Genomic DNA, 19,401 nt, shown 5'->3' with positions numbered 1-19,401 from the left:
CACAGGTGTCAAATTATGGTAAAGTCTTTGCCTGCGTAATACACTTTAAGCAGAAATACACATGTCTGTAAGTACAGCATTTGCTTTTCCTATCGCTCTTGCTAACACTTCCTGTTCATTGTTCTGATTTTTCACATTGATTACCTGAGCAGCTAAGTTTGCAGGAAAAGTGACCAAACTGACTTCCCATAATTCCACTTGTTTTAACACTCTAGCTCCGCTTTTATGATCAACATCATACTCTATAGGTATATAGCCGATGGAAAGTCCGTTAATTGCTCCAGCTTTGAGCATCAAATACACTTCTTCTGCTTTCTGAATACCCAAAAGTAAATGTGCAATTATATATAGACCAACATCATTTTCGTAAATATCTATGATACTACCTATAGGTTCGTCAGGATTATGCTGCCAAAGGAGTTTTATTTTATTTCTGTTTAAATTTTCCTTAAATGCTCCAGGCAATATCAGATCATTTTGTTTATCAATTATATTAAAAACGCTAGCATAACCAGAAAATACACCGTTTTCTCCTATGCTTTTTATTGACAATGGTGAATAGAGAAATTTCTTATTCATAAAGTCTCCTGTAGTATTGGGAATTTTGTTTCGCAATGCACTGCGATATAATTCTATTATATGCAGTGCTCTAAAAGGGGGAAGCACTTTTCTTAGTTACTAAAAACGCTAAATTGTAATATGGTACAATGTTACAACGATGTCATGAAAGTAGCTGAAACTGGTTCCTTTATGACGGCAGTACCTTCTCCTGTCATCCGAGTAGCCTCCTTTTTTTGTCATCCCAGTGCTTGACACTGGGATCCAGAAGACTTAATTTCAACCAAGTGGCTGCATAATAAAGGCTGGATTCCAGTGTCAAGCACTGGAATGACATCACAGGGGCATTGACCTCTCTTGGGCTCTTTTAGCTATAAATATTAAGAAATTTACCAAATGAAAAAAAAGGCAAAAGAAGCCCTGGGGTTATTATCTGCTTTAAAATATTGGCGTTTTTTATGTTTTAAACGTTTGACAAGCAAGATTTAGCTGCTTTTAATTGCAACTAACCTACGCTGCAAATGTTTAAGAAATTTACCAAGCAGAAAAAAAGACAAAGAATCCCCGAGTTAGCTAGTCTTTTACTATCTCTGTCAAGTATTGGCATTTTTTGATGTCTTGTAACGCTTTATAAGCGCGTTCAGCTTATTTAGATAAAAATCTAGATGTAGATGAAGTTTTGTAAAGACATACAGTATCTATATACTGCAAAAAATTAAACATAAGACGCCGATACATTAAGTAATCCTTACCTTTTAATCTGCAGATTGGCGAAAGCAAATACAATAGCTTCAGTTTCATGATAAGGGGGCTGGCGGAGTTTGTCAAGCAAGTTTTTAGCCCTGTCTCCTTGCTATAATGTTCATATCGATAGAAAAGCAAAAGAATAAAATGAAATATCAAGTGATATCCTCTATAATTAAATTTTTTGAATGAAGAGATGACGATTCGTGTAGGAATTAATGGTCTTGGTAGAATAGGCAGAAGTGTATTGCGTGCTATTTATGAAATAGAAAAGTATAGTGAGCAAATAGAAGTTGTAGCTATCAATGGATCGCTCGGTGCTGAGCAGCATGCACATTTGATTAAATATGATTCTGTTCATGGCAAATTCAGTGGTGATATTGATTTTAATGAGTCTCAAAATTGGATTTCTATAAATGGCAAAAAGTTTTCTTTATATAGAGAACGGAATCCTGAAAATATTCCTTGGAATGTTGATGTAATACTTGAATGTACTGGTGCATTCAATAAACGTGAAGAAGCAATAAGGCACAATGCAGAGAAAGTAATTGTCTCTGCTCCAGTTCCGGATGCTGATGTCACTATAGTTTATGGTGTGAATGACGATATGCTCGAAAAAGAGCATAAAGTGATATCAGCAGGTTCTTGCACTACAAATTGCCTTGCTCCGATTGTGAAAGTCCTACACTCCAGTTTAGGTATAAAAAGCGGTTTTATGACTACTATACATGCCTACACGAATGATCAAAATGTTCTTGATGGTAATCATAAAGATTTGCGTAGAGCAAGGGCTTGCGGATTATCTATGGTGCCAACTACAACCGGGGCAGCAAAAACAATCGGTTCTGTAATTCCTGAATTAAAGGGAAAGCTAGATGGCACTGCCGTCAGAGTTCCGGTTAGCAATGTTTCTATGGTTGATTTTACATTTACGACTGATAAGAAAGCGACCGTTGAAGAAATCAATGAAATATTTAAGGATGCAGCTCTCTCCTCTACGTCATTCCAGCGCGTGACGCTGGAATCTAATCCAGTGTCAGCTACTCGAATGACATCAGAGGGTACTAGGATGACAGAGGGTTATCCAATGTCAAATGTACTTTCTATATGCGAGGAACCTTTAGTCTCAATAGATTTTGTGCATAACCCTTATAGTGCAATTGTGGATTTAACTGGTACATATGTTACAGGTGATATATGCAGGGTTGCAGCGTGGTATGACAATGAGTGGGCTTTTTCGCTGAGAATGTTAGACATAGCATTATTGAGCTATAGTAAAGTATGAACTGGAACTCAAGCAAATACGCCTCATTTTATGAGCACTTTGCGGAACTCAGAAAAAGAGTTATCTTTTGCTTTCTATTTTTTTGCGTTGCTTTTGGTTTTTGTTATTACTTTAAGGAAAATATATACCGTTTTTTACTCGCACCTTTAATAGAAGCAACAAAAGGTAGCGAAGGTTTTTCTTTAATTTACACAGACTTAACAGAGGCATTTTTTGTGTATCTCCAAGTTGCAATAATGAGCGCACTTTTGTTTTCTTTTCCTGTGTTTGCATGGCAATTTTATATGTTCTTAGCACCTGGGTTATATAAAAGTGAAAGGGCAGTGTTGTTGCCATACTTGATTGCAACACCGGTTTTATTTGTAACGGGAGCTACTGTAGTCTATTACTATATATTTCCTTTAGCCTGGAAGTTTTTCATCACTTTTGAACATAGTGGGAAATCTTTCGGTATACCAATAGAGTTTATGCCATCAGTTAGCGAATATTTAGACCTCGTTCTCCAATTTATGTTTGCTTTTGGCACTGCATTTCAAATTCCAGTAATACTCACATTAATGGTGAGAGTAGGGTTACTCACTACACAAAGTTTGTCAAATAAACGCAGAATCGCGATAGTGGTAATTTTTATTATTGCTGCAATCTTAACTCCACCTGATGTATTAAGCCAAGTAGGGCTTGCAATACCTATGCTGATTCTATATGAATTGTCCATTCTGATATGTAGGTATATTGAAAAAAAGAAGACAAAGATTTAAACAAAGAAATCCCTCTTATCTCCTTTATATCACATTTTTAACTTACAACATTCTTATTCAGGACTTAAATATGGAAATGTTTCATAAATTGGTTGTAATACTTTGTTAAGTTCAGCCTTACTTTTGATGATCAATAATACTGTATCATCACCTGCTATAGTTCCTATAATTCCTATGTTTTTGCTATTATTTAATGAATAATTAACATACTTCTGATCTAGAAAGTAAGCTAGGCTGCTAGCTTGTCCTGGTTGAGTGTGTAGTACTATTAAACCAAAATCCGAAATTTGCATATTAAGTATTAATGGTAATCGATATTGGTTGATGTCAATTACTTTATACATACCAGCAACTTTGGCAATTTTAAGTTTTTTTAATTTTCTTGATAAAGTAGCCTGAGGAATGTTGTGCCCTCTTTCTTTAAGCAAGGTCTGTAAATCGCTCTGCTCTAAAATTTCGTGATTTTGAATAATATTTAAAATATGTTCACCTAGTGTGTTGTCATGCATTATGCATTTTCCTCATATTGAATATGTAATAAGTATATTTGAAATTATATTCATTATTTCTTGACTATTCAATTTTTAATGTCTATATTCATAAGATGAATAAAATATGAATATAAATTAGTAATATGAAAAAATATATTTTAAATGCTATTATAGTGATAAGTATTCTATTAACAGGATGCAAGGAAAATAAACACGATAATATCATTAGATTTGCAATTTCTGCAGATTATCCACCTTTTGAATATTATGAAAATGGTAAATTTACTGGCTTTGACATTGAGCTTGCTCAATTAGTAGCAAAAGAGTTAGGTAAAGAAGCGATATTTAAAGATATGCAGTTTAGTGCTATATTTGCAGCATTGCAAAGTAATTCTGTAGATGCTGCTATATCTACTATTGGTAGCACAGAAGAGCGTGAAAAAAATTTTGATTTTTCAAATAGTTATTATACAGGGGAATTTGGTATTCTATATCACAAAAATAAACCCATAGCCGGTATAAACAACTTAACTCACAAGAAGATAGCCGTTCAACTAGGAACTGTCATGGAAATTTGGCTAAAAGAGCATGTTCCTACAACAGCTCAAATTATTGCTATAGACAATAATAATCAAGCTGTAGAAACATTAAAGTCTGGTCATGTTGATGGCGTCCTAATTGATGAATTCCAAGGTAAAGTATTTAGCAAAAAAAATCCTGGTCTATCATGGTCAGCCACTGCCAAGTTAGATGGTGGTTATGTTATTGCTGTGAATAAAGGATCTGCTTTAAAGGATAAAATAAACGAGGCATTAAAAAGTTTAGAAAGTAAAGGTGTAATACAAAAAATAGCAGAAAAATGGCTAGGAGATAACTGATGCAGGAATTAATTTCTAATTTCTTGTTTGTTGGAACAGGCCTTGCCTTTACTTTAAAATTATTGATTGGAGGACTGCTTTTAGGTGTGAGTCTAGGGGGATTATTGTCAGTACTCAGATATAATAAGATCTGTATTCCATTAATTAATGGAATTATATCTGTAATACGTGGCACCCCCCTTATATTACAGTTAAGTGTTGTTTATTTTATGACCCCAACCATTGCAGGAATTAAATTAAACATATTTAGTGCTGGCATTATAGCATTTGGTCTAAATAGCTGTGCTTATATTGCTGAGATTTTACGAGCTGGTATTGAAACTATATCAAAAAACCAGTTTGAAGCAGCTAAAACTTTACAAATACCTAGTTTCTATATGTGGAGAGATATTATATTACCACAAGTTATTAAAAATATTCTTCCTGCAATGATAAATGAGATCATTGCACTCCTTAAAGAAACGGCATTAATCTCTACTATTGGTGGTGTTGATATTATGCGCTCTGCGCAAATGCTTGCAGCAGAACAATTTACTTATTTTATACCACTTTGTCTTGCTGGGGCTTATTATTACGCTCTTGTATTACTAATTGAATATATAGGCAAAAAGATTGAACAGAAAGGTATATATGATAAAAATGCATAATGTTTGTAAATTATTTAATAATATTCCAGTACTTAATAATATTAACCTGATTATAGAGCAATCTATAGTTGGTCTTGCTGGTCCTTCTGGTAGTGGTAAATCAACATTGTTACGTTGTATACAAAAACTCGAAGTTTTAGATTCTGGTAGCATTGAATGCAATGATAGTACTGGTTTTGTATTTCAGGATTTTCAACTTTTCTCACATATGACTGTCTGGGAAAATCTTACATATGCTCCCAAACTTAAAAACAAAACTCAGGATCAAAGTGATTCACTACTTGAGTCTTTGGGTATTGCCTCTAAAAAAAATGATTACCCTAGTAATCTATCCGGTGGGCAAAAACAGCGGGTTGCGCTTGCCAGAAGCTTAATGATGAATCCAAGGATTCTATTATGCGATGAGCCAACGTCTGGTTTAGATGTAGCAACAATAGTCGACGTTGTGGAACTATTACAATCAGTTAGAGATATGGGTATTACTATGATTATCGCTTCTCACAATTTGGATTTTTTAACAAAAATATCAGATCGGATTATTCTGTTAAAAAACGGAAAAATAATTGTAGATATCAATCCTAAAGAAATTGATGAACCAACAAACTATTTAAAAAATAATTATTAAAAGAGAATCACTCATATCATACTGAGAGCTATAACAGATTTTAGCATCGAAAATTACATAATATAGCAAACTATAGCTAACCCAAGAAAGGTTTTCCTACGTCATACCGCCGCGATATCTCAGCATAGATTCCGCTAACAAGTAGCGGAATGACGAATTTTTGTTTTTCAAACTGTCGGTAAATCTAAGTCAGTTTAGCTATATGTGTCAAGCACTGGGATGACACCCTCCTGATGGGCCAAAATCACAATGTTCGTACAGTTATGGAATGAATCGCGGTATGACGTGTTGCTTTGATCAGCTATAAAGATGATGCTGCGGAAGTTTTTAGTACTTGCTCGCAACTTTCAACAATTTAATAGCACTGGTGTTTACAACCTCTCCGCCGACACGCTTAGTGACAAAAAACCTCACATAAGGTTTATTCGTATAAGGGTCTCTTAATATTCTCATTCCTCTGTTATCTACAATCTTATAAGCTTGTTTGAAATCTGCCATCGCAATTACTGGTAGCTGATTGTTTGGCGCTGGTGGCATATCGGCAGATTGATATACTGGTATTCCCATTAAAGTATCTGGAGCTTCAAGCGACAGACTTGGCTGCCAGAGATACTGACCTGTTTGAGATTTTAGCAGCCTGATATCCTTCAACGTACTCCTGTTCATCAAAAATGACGCATTTTTGGAATAATATTCGTCCAGAGAGTAATACAACATCATTATTGAATCACTATCTAATTTTTCAGTTTTAACTTGCTCTATTTTATTATAACTGTTTCCATTTTCATAAGCTAAAATTCCTTTTGGTTGAAAAGTGCCCTCACCCTTAATGAAGGCTTCGCTTTCTTCCTTACTAAAAGTCTCGGCAATCTTTTCCACCAGCCAACTCTCAACATCGACAAACGCATCATCGAGTAACTTTTGTGATATTTGTGGTTGAGCATATATAGCTCTTTCCACAGAAGTCCGGATATGATAAGATAAGGATAGATGGCGATAAGGAGGTTGGATGCCGGCAGCATATAGTTATGATTTAAGAAAAAAAGCAATGGAAGCACTAGACGAAGGGGAAAGCAGAGAAGCAGTGGCAGCAAGATTTAAAATTGGACGAACTACTTTGTGGGAGTGGCAGCAAAGAAAAAAAGAAACAGGCGACTTTCAGTCAAAAAAACTCGGTAATGGAGGTTACAATCAGAAAATTATCGACTGGAATAAGTTTATCGAATTTGCTAAAAAACACGGTAGAAAAACTCTGTCGGAAATGGCTAAACTTTGGGGCAACGTTAGTATCCAAACGATCCACCGAGCTCTCAGAAAAATTGGATTTACGCGCAAAAAAAGACATATGGATACAAGGAAAGGAACGAAGAAAAACGTGCTGAATTCTTAAAAATTATAGCAACAAAAGAACCAGAAAACTTAGTGTATATAGATGAGTCTGGGATTGATAACACGGAGGACTATCCATATGGGTATTGCCAGAAAGGACAGCGATTTTATGCCCTAAAATCTGGAAAAAAAACTCAACGAATCAGCATGGTTGCAGCCTTAAGTAGAAGAAAGATAGTTGCTCCATTAACATTTGAAGGCCACTGTAATATGGATATTTTTAATGGATGGTTTGAGCAATTTTTGGCACCGATCTTAGAACCTGGACAAACTGTCATTCTTGATAATGCTACTTTTCATAAGTCTGATAAGCTTATCAAGCTCGCTAAAGGAGTCGGTGCAGAAATTTTGTATCTGCCGCCTTATTCTCCAGATTTTAACAAAATTGAGCATCATTGGTTTGCTATAAAAAACAGAGCCAGGAAAAACATTCCTCTATTCGAATCCTTTCGTCGTGCTGTTGATTCTGCCTTCCTATGACCTATTCGGACTATTATGAGAAATGCTATAAGAGGTTGTCCGGAAACTAGTAAATTCAAGCATATTCCCTCTTTAACATAACCCTACTCATAGCTAGGTATATGAAATTCTCAGTGGATGTTGTGAGTAAATCATACTCCTTCGATAGCCTTCTATTCCTATTAACCCAAGCAAAAGTCCTTTCTACAACCCATCTTCTTGGCTGTACTTTAAACCCTTGTTCTCTTGTTGGTAGTAGCTCAGGTGGCGTATCTTTGTGCACCCAAAATCTACATGGAGGCCTTTTAACAATTTCAATATCTATGTCATATTCTTCCTTTATGTGATTCTTTAAATTTCTTCCTTGGTATCCCATGTCAGCCCACATTTTTTTAACTTTAGTATATTTTGTTCTCATATTGTTTAATGCTATTTTAATACCATCTCTATCATTTTCGTTAGCAGCGCCTACGTAACAACCTAGTATAAAACCCTGAGTGTCTGTAATTATATGCCTTTTTCTACCCTTTACTTTTTTACTTCCATCATAGCCTTTGATCCCCCCTTTTCTGTAGTCTTTACAGATTGACTATCTACTATACAGGCACTCGGCTGCTCATTCCTTCCTATTTTTCTTCTACTATATTTTGTAATTTCATAATTCATTTTCTCAAAAATTCCCTGCTTCTTCCATTGCCTGAACTGCTCATACACAGTCTTCCATAGCGGAAAATCATTTGGTAAATACCGCCATTGACACCCTGTACGCAATACATAGAAAATTGCTTCTAATATTTCTCTTTTGCTATACTTTGGCGGCCTTCCTCCTTTCTTGTATGATACTCTGAAGTGTTTTTCTATTCTTGCCCATTCCCTTTCGCTTAGATCTGTTGGATACTTTTTTCTCATCTTTACCCCGTACTAAAATTTCAGATATTATAGCCTTTTACTAGTTTCCGGACAACCTCTAACTCGTAAGTTGTGACGGAAATCTTTTGGATTTTGGGCGTGTCCGTATCTTTTGCAAAATCATACTTAGACTTATTGCCACCGTCCTCATCATCTACTGTTTCACTGCTCCAACCTGCACCGGCGCGGTCAAAATCTTCTATAATGTAATCCAATGTTTCAGTAGAGATTCTTTGACTGGAGCATATTTGTCGCATTGGGGACGAATCAGTTACGCGCTTGTTTATGCGTTTTACAATATGCGGAGTAACTAGATACCCCCCGATATCACTGTTATCTCCACTGAGGGTTTTGTGTGATAAACCGCTTTCCATTCCCTTGCGGATATAATCAGAAAAATATTTATCGCTTGTGCTAAAATCTGTATTTACTTCTGGGCGTTGAGCTGCAGTTTCGATCAAGTCTAAACGCTCTTTGCAACTATCAATGGCATTATTTACCTTGCATAGCTGCTCAATTGTTGCAGAATCAGCACGCCCTTTGCTTTCAATTTCTTTTAGTTTGCGATCATTTATTAATTTAAATTGCTCCCATGATGAAGCGAGTTCATTGATACGGTGAGCGATATCGGTAAGTGACATAATAGCCTCCTTTGAAAATGAAATAAAAATGGAAATAAGGTAATAGGAATGGCATCCATAGATGTTTCCCACAGTTGTACGAATATTGCAATATGGTACATAGTAAACGATGTCATTCCAGTGCTTGACACTGGGATCCAGCTTCTATGCAACTTAATTAAAAACGTTTGTTTTAGCGTAAGACAACTACCTTTAGCTCATCAGCTCAGTTATAAGCAAAATTTCTGGATTCCAGTGTCAAGCACTGGAATGACATCATCTGTTGTGCAATTTACCTTTAAAAATGAATATCCGTACAGTTATGTGCTTGGCACTGAAATGGCATCATTTTTTATCTGTTGAAAATGTAAACCGAAAAATAGCGTGGCACTTTGTGCCACGCTTAGTACTGTAAGCTTAATCCAGTAATTAAATTAAGCGAGGTAAAATAAAAGATAATGACACTATATAATGTTCGTTCTTTTATGTCAAGCACTTTTTTGAATTTTTTTGGTGATAATTTTTATCCAGTTATTTTATTATTGTAGTATAATTTCAATGCCAGATACTATCATTATGATCACTATCTAAATTTAAATCGTAATTATCATCAAATTTATATATCCCCTCCATCTCTTCTCTATGCAATTCATGTGAATCACCTAAAGCTTTTTGATTAGAAACGTCAACACAATACTGTAACAGTGCTCTTAATGCTCCAGCACTATCTTGATCTAAATTAAAATTGCTAAAATCAAATTTCTGCATATTCTCCACATGTCCTTCTCTACACAACCTACATATCTTAGCAAAAGCCCTTTCACTTTCTCGACTCCAAGCATTAAGAAAGTAAGGATCTACTACTTTGCTAAATTGTTTCTCTATCTCTTCAAGAGAGCTCTCTGGATTAAGTTCTAATATTACTTTGAAAATCCCACTGCCATGGAATCTATAAAATTTACTAGATAAGCTATCTTTTACAAAATTAACTGCATCATCTATTGTAACACCAGAGCGAGATTCAAATATCATCTCAAATGCTCCATAACAACTATCAATACCAAAATTAATTATTTTTTCCATAAAATCAATTACCTCTTCTAAGGAAATTTGTGGCTTATTCCTCAAGATAACTTCTAAACTCTTGACAAAATTATGCCCATGCTGACCCATAGCATGGGTTTTCCCATTTATTGTATAATGATATAGCTTCTTATTTTCTATTATATGCTTATTGCACTGGTAGATATGTAGCTTATTCAATTTGCCAGAATATTCCTCTATTTCCTTATCTGGTAATTTTGAGCGGAATTCCTTGATTACTTCGCGTATTATTCTATTGATATTACTCATGCTTATTCCTAATTAATATGTTAGTATTTTTATAAATTAAGTTATTATATTAAAATTCTTTCATGGATTTCAATATTAGCTCCGCACTACTTGTAGTTTTTGTAATGGGTCTGCCAATGACGATATAATCAGCTCCTGAATTTATTGCTTCTTTTGGTGTTGCTGTTCTTTTTTGGTCGTCATGACCTGGATCTATACGAATTCCTGGAGTAATAATTTTAAAGTCTTCACCGCATTCTCGGCGCACTTCCTGAGCTTCCAATGCAGAACAGACTATTCCATAGAGTCCAATCTTTTTTGCAAGCTTTGCAAGCAAAATTACCTGTGATTTTACTTCTCTTGCTACTCCAAGCTCGTTTAAATCCTCATTGCTCATACTAGTTAGCACTGTCACTCCAATCAGCTTTATTTTTGTGCCTTGCACTACACTTAGCGCTTCTTCAAGCATTTTTGTCCCACCGCTGATGTGCAGAGTTAACATTTCAACGTTCAGAACTTTTATTACTTCAACTGTTTTAGCTACAGTGTTTGGAATGTCATGCAATTTCAGATCTAAAAAAATTGGTACATTGCATTTTGCAACTTCTTGCACTCCAGAAAGACCTTGAGCAGCAAAAAATTCTAATCCCAGCTTTACCATGCCAACTTTACCACGCAGAGCATTAGCTAGAGAAATAGCCTTATTTAAGTCTTGTGTATCCAGTGCGCATATTATTGGGTTCATTATCTTGCATGATTTATCTTATAATAAGACTCATTGTTGTGTTTTGCAAATACTTTCACTCTGATTGAACTGACTGCGTTCATAAGATTCTGTCAATAGTGAATTTGGCAACTTGGTCGGGGTGGATGAGCGACTGACAAATAATGATTCATATCCAAGATCTTCCAGCGAAGAAGAAGGCGTTTCGTCTGGCAAAAGCCGTGCAATTTCTCCTTGTAACGCAGACTTTAATATTTGAATCGTATCTAATATTGCTTTTCCATCATTATTTCTTATTGGTTCTTCTATATTGTCTGTTACGCATCTTATCAACAGTTGCGCAAAATTCACTTGTTTTTCTTTCTCTTTCAAAAAATCTTCTATTTGACTGTCTCGTTCTAAAAGTGAATTTCTTAAACTTTTTACTTCATTATTACAATCTTTTCTTATCCCATCTAACTCAAAAGATTGATTTTTAATTAAACCATTTGCTTCATCTAACTCTTCAAATTTCTCTTTTAATTCTTTAGATAAATTTTTCTTTTCTTTGTTGACCTCTTTAATTTTACATTGTAGCTTATCTAAGTTTGCATGCAGCCTTTCTTGTTCTTCACGTAATTCCTCTACTTCTTTAGAAAGTTTATTTTTTTCCTTATTCAATGCCTCTACTTTTTCACTAAGTTCATGTTTTTTCTCACGTAGTGCCTTTTGTACTGCACGTAACGTTTCTATTCTATCATTTAACCCCTTATTCTCTAGCTCTAAATGTTTATTATCATCCACTTCCATCTTCAGCTTTGCAATAAATCTACTTCTTTCTTCCAACTGTTTCTTTAAACATGAGATTTCAAGTTTTAATTTCTCTTCCTGCTCATTAAGCTTACCTATTTCCTTTCTTGTTTTGTCCAATTCATTGTCTATTTCAAACGTACGATTCTTTGCTGTTTCTAATTTTTTCTCTAAAGATTTTTTTTCTTCAAGAAGAGATTCTCTCTCAACTTCTGACTCATTTACTTTCTGATTCAATTTTTTTGCTCTCTTGTCTAAATTTTGCTTTTCTCGAGTTAATTCATGTAATTGATTCTTCACTTCTTTGTTTGCAGCTTCTTCAGCTTCCTTTCCTAGAGTTATTTTATTTTCCAACTCTTGCTCTTTTTGAGCGAATTTATTTCTCTCAATCTCTATTTTCTTATTATTACGAATTATTTTATATAAAAGTGCAAGCACCAAAACAGATAATGTAGCTAAAGCAAGAATTAGAGGAAGAGGCACATTAGAAGTTACAATAAGCGCTAAAGATGTAAGTAACGTAAGAGTAGCTAAGGAACTAGCTATAAAATAAAATGTGTTAGCCTCACTAAGCAAATTGCTCATTACTCCCCTCCTCCCCCCACGTTCAGCAGTCTTGTATATATTTATTAAAATTCTCTTATCTGTGGAGGAATTATAGTGCTGCACCTACAACAAACTTCCCATCTTCAGTCTGCTAGCTAAAAATGGCTAAGGTTTTATGTATCCAGTGTACAACTGTACTCAAAATGTGTGGCAGCTGTTGGTCGGGGTAGAACATCCACTGGTATATCCAGGATCTTCCACAAATGAAGGAACAGACGTTTCGCCTGGCAAATATTGTGCAGCTTCTTCTACTAACACAGACTTTGTTGCTTGAATCACTTGTAATATTACTTTTTTATCATCATCTCTGATCACTTCATTTTCCCTTACTAATTTTTCTACCTCATCTGTTACATATTCTATCATCCGTTGCAAAAAAAGCACTTCTTCTTTTTTCTTTTCCAATAAAGCTTTTTGAAGTTGTTCTATTTGAGAGGATTGCTTCAAAAGTGAACTGTTTAATTCTTTCACCTTATTATCGCGATCATCATTCACTGTTGTTAATGTGTTATCAGATTCTTTCTCTTCTTTTTGTAAAGATAATGACTCCTTTTCCAGCTCCTTAATTTTAGATAAGTACTCTTTCTCCTTTGTACACAATTTATCAACTTTACTTTCAAGATCAGTGCGCTTTTGACGTTCATCACTAACTTTACCTTCTAATTCTTTCTTTTCCTTTTCCGACTGGCATAACTTCTTCTCTAATTCTTCTATGTCGCTTTCTGAGCTCTCATGTTGTTCTTCCGATTCTAAAGTTTTTAATTGTTTTACTTCTTCTACTTCTACTTTTTTTCTTAACATAGTTAATTGAGTACGCAGAGAAGAAGCTTCCCTACTTTTATGTTCTAATTCCAAGTTTAATTCATCTTCATATTCCAATCTTAAGCGTAACTCATCTTCATATTCTGACTTTAAACATAACTTATTCTTTTCACTTTCTAATTTGCATTGACACAATTCCTCCATTAAAGAATCTACTCTTTCATTCAATCTTGTATTTTCATCACGTAACTCTTGGTGTTCAAGAGAAAGCATCTCCTCCTTATGTTCTAACTGACCTTTTACTTTTGCTTCCAATTCTACATTTTTATCACGTAAATCTTTGTTCTTATTATTACGAATTATTTTATATAAAAGTGCAAGCACCAAAACAGATAATGTAGCTAAAGCAAGAATTAGAGGAAGAGGCACATTAGAAGTTACAATAAGCGCTAAAGATGTAAGTATAGCATTTCTCATAATAGTCCGAATAGGTCATAGGAAGGCAGAATCAACAGCACGACGAAAGGATTCGAATAGAGGAATGTTTTTCCTGGCTCTGTTTTTTATAGCAAACCAATGATGCTCAATTTTGTTAAAATCTGGAGAATAAGGCGGCAGATACAAAATTTCTGCACCGACTCCTTTAGCGAGCTTGATAAGCTTATCAGACTTATGAAAAGTAGCATTATCAAGAATGACAGTTTGTCCAGGTTCTAAGATCGGTGCCAAAAATTGCTCAAACCATCCATTAAAAATATCCATATTACAGTGGCCTTCAAATGTTAATGGAGCAACTATCTTTCTTCTACTTAAGGCTGCAACCATGCTGATTCGTTGAGTTTTTTTTCCAGATTTTAGGGCATAAAATCGCTGTCCTTTCTGGCAATACCCATATGGATAGTCCTCCGTGTTATCAATCCCAGACTCATCTATATACACTAAGTTTTCTGGTTCTTTTGTTGCTATAATTTTTAAGAATTCAGCACGTTTTTCTTCGTTCCTTTCCTTGTATCCATATGTCTTTTTTTGCGCGTAAATCCAATTTTTCTGAGAGCTCGGTGGATCGTTTGGATACTAACGTTGCCCCAAAGTTTAGCCATTTCCGACAGAGTTTTTCTACCGTGTTTTTTAGCAAATTCGATAAACTTATTCCAGTCGATAATTTTCTGATTGTAACCTCCATTACCGAGTTTTTTTGACTGAAAGTCGCCTGTTTCTTTTTTTCTTTGCTGCCACTCCCACAAAGTAGTTCGTCCAATTTTAAATCTTGCTGCCACTGCTTCTCTGCTTTCCCCTTCGTCTAGTGCTTCCATTGCTTTTTTTCTTAAATCATAACTATATGCTGCCGGCATCCAACCTCCTTATCGCCATCTATCCTTATCTTATCATATCCGGACTTCTGTGGAAAGAGCTATAACGTAAGAGTAGCTAAGGAACTAGCTACAAAATAAAATGCATTAGCCTCACTAAGCAAATTGCTCATTACTCCCCTCCCCCCCACGTTCAGCAGTCTTGTATATATTTATTAAAATTCTCTTATCTGTGGAGGAATTATAGTGCTGCACCTACAACAAACTTCCCATCTTCAGTCTGCTAGCTAAAAAATGACTTAGACCTTGTGTATCGAGTGTACCATTGTACTTATAAGTCTAGTTAGCTATTGATCGGAGTAGAACATACTGGTATATCCAGAATCACATAAAGCGTCATTCAGCTTATGTGATGGTCTGGATGTGTATTGCTGTGATTCTCCTATAGAATTTTCAATTTTCCTGTTAGTCTGCTTATTCGACACCTCTCCAATATTATATTCAATACAAAAATCTTTAATTATAGTATAAGCAGAAGTTCCAATCTTGTTGTTTAACTTTTCAACTATATAATTTATAAAACATTCCACATCTGCTGCTGAGATAGAGAGTGTTGTAAGTCTTGTTTCGTTTAAAATTCTTAAGATAGCATGCTTGTACTTTTTATTTTTTAATTTTTCATTCAGACCATCCTTCAGTATATTCTTAAGTATACTTCCTTCTATCATAGTAAACTTGAGTTTACTACTCAAACGACTTCCCCTAACAAGTGATGCATCTAAATCTTGCAGACTAACATTAGTTGTAGCAAACACCGTCACACCTTTATCAGCTTCATCGAATCTAGTGAAAAAATAATTTAAAGGTACTCGATTGGCATCAGTGCGTCCCTTGCCAAAGCTGTCGATTTCATCTATAAGAACTATACAAGGAGCGTTTTCGTTTGCTTTATTAAAAAGCTCATTTATATTTGATTTTTCAAGCAAATCAGCTCCAGAAACTTTTATAAATGTAGTTAGAGATATCAGCTGATCCCCAATCGCCTCAACAATTGAACTCTTACCAGTTCCTCCTGGACCGTGAAAAATGAATCCTCTTTGTATTTTTTCTTGCTCTTCTTCTGAATCACCTGATTTTGCTGAAGACACTATATTAATATTATTTTTTATTGATTCATAAATATTTACTAATTTTGTTTTTATCTCTTTTATAAATATAAAATCCTCAAATGCTTTCTTCCCTCTTTTTTCACCTTTTGCGCAAAATTTCATAAAAATCTTTTCTTATGTTTTACTTTCTGTTGCAGTACTAGCAATCTTTGCCTTTAGCTCTTCCATTTCATCTTTTGTTGCAGCACTACCAATTAGCTTTTCAACTTCATTACTAAGCTTATTTATCTCTTCTTTTGTTGCAACACTAGCAATCTTTACCTTTAGCTCTTTCACTTCATTGTTAAGCTTATTTAGCTCCTCTTTTTTTGCAGCACTAGCAATTAGCTTTTCAATCTCATTGTACTGACTACTAAGCCTCTTATTTAGCTCTTTGATTTGAGGCTCTAAGCTTTGTATTATATTTTCTTGCTCTTTAGCTAATCCATTTTTTTCATTAGGTTCTGCTTTTTGTGCATCAAGCTTTTTATTCTGGCTGATCATTTTACATGAAAGTACAAGCACCAGAACAGAAAGTATAGACAAACTCAAAGCAACAGGAAGAGCTACATTAAAGGCTGCAACTGAAGACAAGAACTCAACATAAGGGGCAACGGCAAGTGTCCCAGACGCAAGCAATACCAAAGTAGCAAGAGCACCAGCTATAAGATACGGTGCATTGGCTTTATTATATAAATCCCCCATTATTATTCCCTCATACTAATAATGATTACAATAGCATGGATATTAAAGGAAGTAAAGCTATAAAAATCAATATAAATCTATATTCACTATGTATTTCTCGTCTTCAGTTTCAAGCTCAGACTGCATCCACTCTATCGTTTCCGCATTGCAAACTGCCTGCAAATCATTCTGTGCGGATTGATCCAACTTATCCTCTCGTAGATCTGCTTTTATCATCAACTTTTTTATCAGATGCTTAACTGATACATTATTATCTGCCTTTATCTTTCTGATAATGTTTAATATCTGAATAACATTATCTCCCATTTCCTCTGAATATTTATCGTAGATAAGTTCTTCTTTGCTTGGCCAATTACTTTGATTGTGTACAGAATTATAACTATACAACTGGTGGTATATCTCTTCTGTAATGTATGGCAAGAAAGGTGCAAATAACCGCAAAATAACATTTAACACATACGCCAAGCTTTGTTTTGCACTTAAGGTTGCTTCACTGCTTCCGTACGCACGTTTTTTTACTAACTCCAAGTAACTATCACAAAAATCCTTCCAAAAAAATTCCTCTATTGCGCCCAAAGCTTCGCAGTATTCAAACTGTAATAGGTTATTTGTTGCTCTTTCTATAACTTTGTATAACTTAGACAATATCCACTTATCCATTGTCTCGTGAGCAGAATTTATGCTCATCACTTGATGCTTTTCCATGAACATGGAAACGAACTTGCTAGCGTTCCAAAGTTTTGTAACGAGGCGCTTGCCAATTTTGAATGTATTTTCAGAGTAGACTGTATCAACTCCAAGCCTTGAGTTCGCTGCCCAATAGCGCACTACATCAGCTCCATAAGTTTCAAGTATTACATGAGGAGTGATGATGTTACCCTTTGATTTACTCATCTTTTTCTTATCATCTGCTAAACACCAACCGCTGATCATAATGTTTTTCCAAGGTAAAGAATTTGCATGATAATGTGCCTTTAAAATAGTATAAAAAGCCCAAGTTCTTATTATCTCATGGCTCTGGCTGCGCAGATCTGCAGGAAATATCGTATCATAGCGATGATTTGGTAAGCTAAACTCACTGTTTACTGCCAGTGCACTTAGTTGAGGAGTAATTGAACTTGTGGCCCAAGTATCCATTACATCTTGATCTGGGATAATCTCTTCTTTGCTATACCCTTTTGGTAAATCTTTCGATGGATCTATAGGTAGGGCCTTTATTTCAGCTAGGATGATTTTGCCCTCTTCTCCTTTACGCTTGGAATACCACGCTGGAAATGGCACACCAAAATAGCGCTGCCTTGAGATGCACCAGTCCCAATTTAGCCCTTCTATCCACACTTCCATGCGTTTACGCATATTGCTTGGGTGCCAATTGCATTCTTTTACTTTATCTAATACTTGAGCTTTTTGCTCTAAGGTCTTGATAAACCATTGATAAGTAGGCAATATCTCAAGTGGTGCACCAGATCTTTCTGCACACTTAACAGAATGAGAAATGTTAGTGCTTTCTACCAAAAGTCCTTTTTCAGTTAGGATTTCGATTATCCGCTTTCTTGCTGCTGTAACTTTCAATCCATTTATTTCATTTAGTATATCGTCTGTCATCCGAGTAGCTGACACTGGGATCCATTCTTCTTTTTTCTGACCATACGCTGACATGATATCTTCCTCTGTCATCGCTGGCATTGGCTCTTTTTCCTGGATTCCAGTGTCAAGCACTGGAATGACATCATCTAGGTCCATCCTTCCATCCTGATCGATGATAATTTTCATCGGTAGATTATGCTTTTGCTGCCAATATATGTCGAGCTCATCACCAAACGTACAGCACATAACAAGCCCAGTGCCTTTATCTATTTTGACCTTATCGTCAGCAATGATTAGTACTTTTTCCTTTGTTATTGGCACTACCGCTGTTTTTCCGATCAGATGAGTGTAGCGCGTATCCTCTGGATGACAAAAAACTGCAACGCATGCTGGAAGTAGTTCAGGTCGCGTAGTTGCAATATTGATCTGCTCATTTTCTTGAGTAGAGAAAACTATCGTGTTTAAGGATGACTCAAAAACTTTATCTTCTATTTCTGCTTGCGCAATTGCTGTTTTATCAACCGGGTCCCAAAGGATGGGCTGCATTTTTCTATATGCATACCCTTTATTATATAGATCAATAAACGACATCTGTGAAAGCGTCACAGTTTCCTTGCTGATCGTGTGATATTCCAAATCCCAGTCATAACTAATGCCGACCGATTTAAATAGTTCCTTGAATTCTTGCTTTGATTTTTCAATAACCTCATGGCACATCTCTATAAATTTTTCCCTGCCAACTTCTTTTGCGCGGGTTTTATAGGTTTGCTCAACCAATCTTTCAGTGGGAAGCCCATTATCATCAAACCCAATTGGGTAAAACACATCTTTTCCCAGCATGCGCTGAAACCTTGCAATAAAGTCCGTGTGGCAATAGCTAAATATATGGCCAATATGCAATTTACCCGATATTGTCGGTGGAGGTGTGTCTATAGTGAAAGTGTTATCCTTTTCACCATTCCACCTGTAAACTTTACTACCTTCCCATAATATGTTGCATTTGTCTTCAACTTCTTTAAAGCCGTATTTTTCTTTTAACATAAATATTTCTCAATTTTAAACCTTAAGCTAGCAA

At 35.3% G+C, this 19,401-nt stretch carries 18 protein-coding genes and 2 pseudogenes; 7 read left to right on the top strand and 13 right to left on the bottom strand.

Features of this window, described 5'->3' with window-relative positions; all coding sequences use genetic code 11:
• Positions 1-45: 45 nt before the first annotated feature.
• On the bottom strand, positions 46-579 hold the full coding sequence (locus ABWU55_RS02095; RefSeq protein WP_353286430.1) for an HK97 family phage prohead protease: 534 nt from the start codon (positions 577-579) through the stop codon (positions 46-48).
• 919 nt (positions 580-1,498) lie between these two features.
• On the opposite strand from ABWU55_RS02095, the gene ABWU55_RS02085 reads away from it, so the two are divergent.
• Together ABWU55_RS02085 and tatC are read left to right on the top strand one after the other, a co-directional pair.
• Positions 1,499-2,587 carry a type I glyceraldehyde-3-phosphate dehydrogenase gene (locus tag ABWU55_RS02085; protein ID WP_353286555.1) on the top strand — a complete coding sequence of 363 codons (1,089 nt, stop codon included), beginning with the start codon at positions 1,499-1,501 and terminating at the stop codon, positions 2,585-2,587.
• On the top strand, positions 2,584-3,345 hold the full coding sequence (gene tatC / locus ABWU55_RS02080) for a twin-arginine translocase subunit TatC (protein WP_010962605.1): 762 nt from the start codon (positions 2,584-2,586) through the stop codon (positions 3,343-3,345). The genes ABWU55_RS02085 and tatC overlap by 4 nt, the downstream gene beginning before the upstream one ends.
• A gap of 53 nt (positions 3,346-3,398) precedes the next feature.
• On the opposite strand, the gene ABWU55_RS02075 is transcribed toward tatC, so the two are convergent.
• A complete protein-coding gene (locus ABWU55_RS02075; RefSeq protein WP_353286429.1) occupies positions 3,399-3,854 on the bottom strand; it encodes an ArgR family transcriptional regulator in 456 nt (151 codons plus the stop codon).
• 125 nt (positions 3,855-3,979) lie between these two features.
• Here ABWU55_RS02075 and ABWU55_RS02070 point away from each other — a divergent pair, with 125 nt between their 5' ends.
• Genes ABWU55_RS02070 through ABWU55_RS02060 form a run of 3 tightly spaced genes read left to right on the top strand, consistent with a single transcriptional unit; the run spans position 3,980 to position 5,986 of the window.
• On the top strand, positions 3,980-4,714 hold the full coding sequence (locus ABWU55_RS02070; protein ID WP_038198776.1) for an ABC transporter substrate-binding protein: 735 nt from the start codon (positions 3,980-3,982) through the stop codon (positions 4,712-4,714).
• Positions 4,714-5,361: an amino acid ABC transporter permease gene (locus tag ABWU55_RS02065; protein ID WP_022626279.1), complete on the top strand. Its 648-nt coding sequence runs from the start codon at positions 4,714-4,716 to the stop codon at positions 5,359-5,361. The genes ABWU55_RS02070 and ABWU55_RS02065 overlap by 1 nt, the downstream gene beginning before the upstream one ends.
• Entirely contained in the window at positions 5,345-5,986 is a 642-nt protein-coding gene (locus tag ABWU55_RS02060) for an amino acid ABC transporter ATP-binding protein (protein WP_209472947.1), read from the top strand. Before ABWU55_RS02065 ends, ABWU55_RS02060 begins: the two co-directional genes overlap by 17 nt.
• A 327-nt stretch (positions 5,987-6,313) precedes the next feature.
• On the opposite strand, the gene ABWU55_RS02055 is transcribed toward ABWU55_RS02060, so the two are convergent.
• The gene (locus ABWU55_RS02055) at positions 6,314-6,946 is read right to left on the bottom strand and encodes a phage major capsid protein (RefSeq protein WP_353286428.1); all 633 of its coding nucleotides are present in this window, start codon (positions 6,944-6,946) and stop codon (positions 6,314-6,316) included.
• A 49-nt stretch (positions 6,947-6,995) separates the two neighbouring features.
• Between ABWU55_RS02055 and ABWU55_RS02050 the strand changes: the two genes are divergently transcribed.
• Positions 6,996-7,855 (top strand): IS630 family transposase gene (locus ABWU55_RS02050; protein WP_156518142.1). Its coding sequence is split into 2 segments (ribosomal slippage): positions 6,996-7,320 and positions 7,320-7,855, totalling 861 coding nucleotides; the frame shifts between segments, so codons are not numbered across the junction.
• 55 nt (positions 7,856-7,910) lie between these two features.
• Here ABWU55_RS02050 and ABWU55_RS02045 read toward each other — a convergent pair.
• Together ABWU55_RS02045 and ABWU55_RS02040 are read right to left on the bottom strand one after the other, a co-directional pair.
• Positions 7,911-8,743, bottom strand: a pseudogene (locus ABWU55_RS02045) (IS5 family transposase).
• A 59-nt stretch (positions 8,744-8,802) separates the two neighbouring features.
• Positions 8,803-9,384 (bottom strand): annotated as a pseudogene (locus tag ABWU55_RS02040) (phage major capsid protein); the annotation flags it as partial.
• A 48-nt stretch (positions 9,385-9,432) separates the two neighbouring features.
• On the opposite strand from ABWU55_RS02040, the gene ABWU55_RS02035 reads away from it, so the two are divergent.
• Positions 9,433-9,726, top strand: coding sequence for a hypothetical protein (locus tag ABWU55_RS02035; protein WP_010962608.1), 294 nt, complete (start codon positions 9,433-9,435; stop codon positions 9,724-9,726).
• 192 nt (positions 9,727-9,918) lie between these two features.
• Here the strand turns inward: ABWU55_RS02035 and ABWU55_RS02030 are convergent, their stop codons facing one another.
• From ABWU55_RS02030 to ABWU55_RS01995, 8 genes are all read right to left on the bottom strand, one after another.
• A complete protein-coding gene (locus ABWU55_RS02030; protein ID WP_155968486.1) occupies positions 9,919-10,716 on the bottom strand; it encodes a hypothetical protein in 798 nt (265 codons plus the stop codon).
• A 49-nt stretch (positions 10,717-10,765) separates the two neighbouring features.
• Positions 10,766-11,440, bottom strand: a complete 675-nt coding sequence (gene pyrF, locus ABWU55_RS02025; protein WP_010082622.1) for an orotidine-5'-phosphate decarboxylase — start codon at positions 11,438-11,440, stop codon at positions 10,766-10,768.
• 30 nt (positions 11,441-11,470) lie between these two features.
• Positions 11,471-12,793 carry a hypothetical protein gene (locus tag ABWU55_RS02020; RefSeq protein ID WP_353286427.1) on the bottom strand — a complete coding sequence of 441 codons (1,323 nt, stop codon included), beginning with the start codon at positions 12,791-12,793 and terminating at the stop codon, positions 11,471-11,473.
• 159 nt (positions 12,794-12,952) lie between these two features.
• A complete protein-coding gene (locus ABWU55_RS02015; protein ID WP_353286426.1) occupies positions 12,953-14,053 on the bottom strand; it encodes a hypothetical protein in 1,101 nt (366 codons plus the stop codon).
• 15 nt (positions 14,054-14,068) lie between these two features.
• A protein-coding gene (locus tag ABWU55_RS02010; protein WP_156518142.1) for an IS630 family transposase occupies positions 14,069-14,928 on the bottom strand; the annotation gives its coding sequence in 2 pieces (ribosomal slippage) (positions 14,069-14,604 and positions 14,604-14,928; 861 coding nt in all).
• Positions 14,929-15,233: 305 nt separating this feature from the next.
• A complete protein-coding gene (locus tag ABWU55_RS02005) occupies positions 15,234-16,157 on the bottom strand; it encodes an ATP-binding protein (protein ID WP_353286425.1) in 924 nt (307 codons plus the stop codon).
• 12 nt (positions 16,158-16,169) lie between these two features.
• The gene (locus ABWU55_RS02000) at positions 16,170-16,739 is read right to left on the bottom strand and encodes a hypothetical protein (protein ID WP_353286424.1); all 570 of its coding nucleotides are present in this window, start codon (positions 16,737-16,739) and stop codon (positions 16,170-16,172) included.
• Positions 16,740-16,805: 66 nt separating this feature from the next.
• Complete coding sequence (locus ABWU55_RS01995; RefSeq protein ID WP_353286423.1) at positions 16,806-19,367, bottom strand: valine--tRNA ligase; 2,562 nt, start codon at positions 19,365-19,367, stop codon at positions 16,806-16,808.
• Positions 19,368-19,401: the final 34 nt, after the last annotated feature.

The sequence above is a fragment of the Wolbachia endosymbiont (group A) of Crataerina pallida genome, assembly GCF_964028475.1.
GTDB classification, from domain to species: domain Bacteria; phylum Pseudomonadota; class Alphaproteobacteria; order Rickettsiales; family Anaplasmataceae; genus Wolbachia; species Wolbachia pipientis.
Note: the sequence above shows the minus strand (reverse complement) of the source record. Positions and strands in the feature narration are given on the sequence as shown.

Excerpts from the sequence above, each read along its gene's own strand:
- ABWU55_RS02035 (WP_010962608.1), top strand. The coding sequence starts at position 9,433 with ATGGCATCCATAGATGTTTCCCACAGTTGTACGAATATTGCAATATGG.
- ABWU55_RS02085 (WP_353286555.1), top strand. The coding sequence starts at position 1,499 with ATGACGATTCGTGTAGGAATTAATGGTCTTGGTAGAATAGGCAGAAGT.
- ABWU55_RS02015 (WP_353286426.1), bottom strand. The coding sequence starts at position 14,053 with ATGAGAAATGCTATACTTACATCTTTAGCGCTTATTGTAACTTCTAAT.
- ABWU55_RS02070 (WP_038198776.1), top strand. The coding sequence starts at position 3,980 with ATGAAAAAATATATTTTAAATGCTATTATAGTGATAAGTATTCTATTA.
- ABWU55_RS02005 (WP_353286425.1), bottom strand. The coding sequence starts at position 16,157 with ATGAAATTTTGCGCAAAAGGTGAAAAAAGAGGGAAGAAAGCATTTGAG.
- tatC (WP_010962605.1), top strand. The coding sequence starts at position 2,584 with ATGAACTGGAACTCAAGCAAATACGCCTCATTTTATGAGCACTTTGCG.
- ABWU55_RS02060 (WP_209472947.1), top strand. The coding sequence starts at position 5,345 with ATGATAAAAATGCATAATGTTTGTAAATTATTTAATAATATTCCAGTA.
- ABWU55_RS01995 (WP_353286423.1), bottom strand. The coding sequence starts at position 19,367 with ATGTTAAAAGAAAAATACGGCTTTAAAGAAGTTGAAGACAAATGCAAC.
- ABWU55_RS02065 (WP_022626279.1), top strand. The coding sequence starts at position 4,714 with ATGCAGGAATTAATTTCTAATTTCTTGTTTGTTGGAACAGGCCTTGCC.
- pyrF (WP_010082622.1), bottom strand. The coding sequence starts at position 11,440 with ATGAACCCAATAATATGCGCACTGGATACACAAGACTTAAATAAGGCT.
- ABWU55_RS02030 (WP_155968486.1), bottom strand. The coding sequence starts at position 10,716 with ATGAGTAATATCAATAGAATAATACGCGAAGTAATCAAGGAATTCCGC.
- ABWU55_RS02000 (WP_353286424.1), bottom strand. The coding sequence starts at position 16,739 with ATGGGGGATTTATATAATAAAGCCAATGCACCGTATCTTATAGCTGGT.
- ABWU55_RS02075 (WP_353286429.1), bottom strand. The coding sequence starts at position 3,854 with ATGCATGACAACACACTAGGTGAACATATTTTAAATATTATTCAAAAT.
- ABWU55_RS02020 (WP_353286427.1), bottom strand. The coding sequence starts at position 12,793 with ATGAGCAATTTGCTTAGTGAGGCTAACACATTTTATTTTATAGCTAGT.
- ABWU55_RS02095 (WP_353286430.1), bottom strand. The coding sequence starts at position 579 with ATGAATAAGAAATTTCTCTATTCACCATTGTCAATAAAAAGCATAGGA.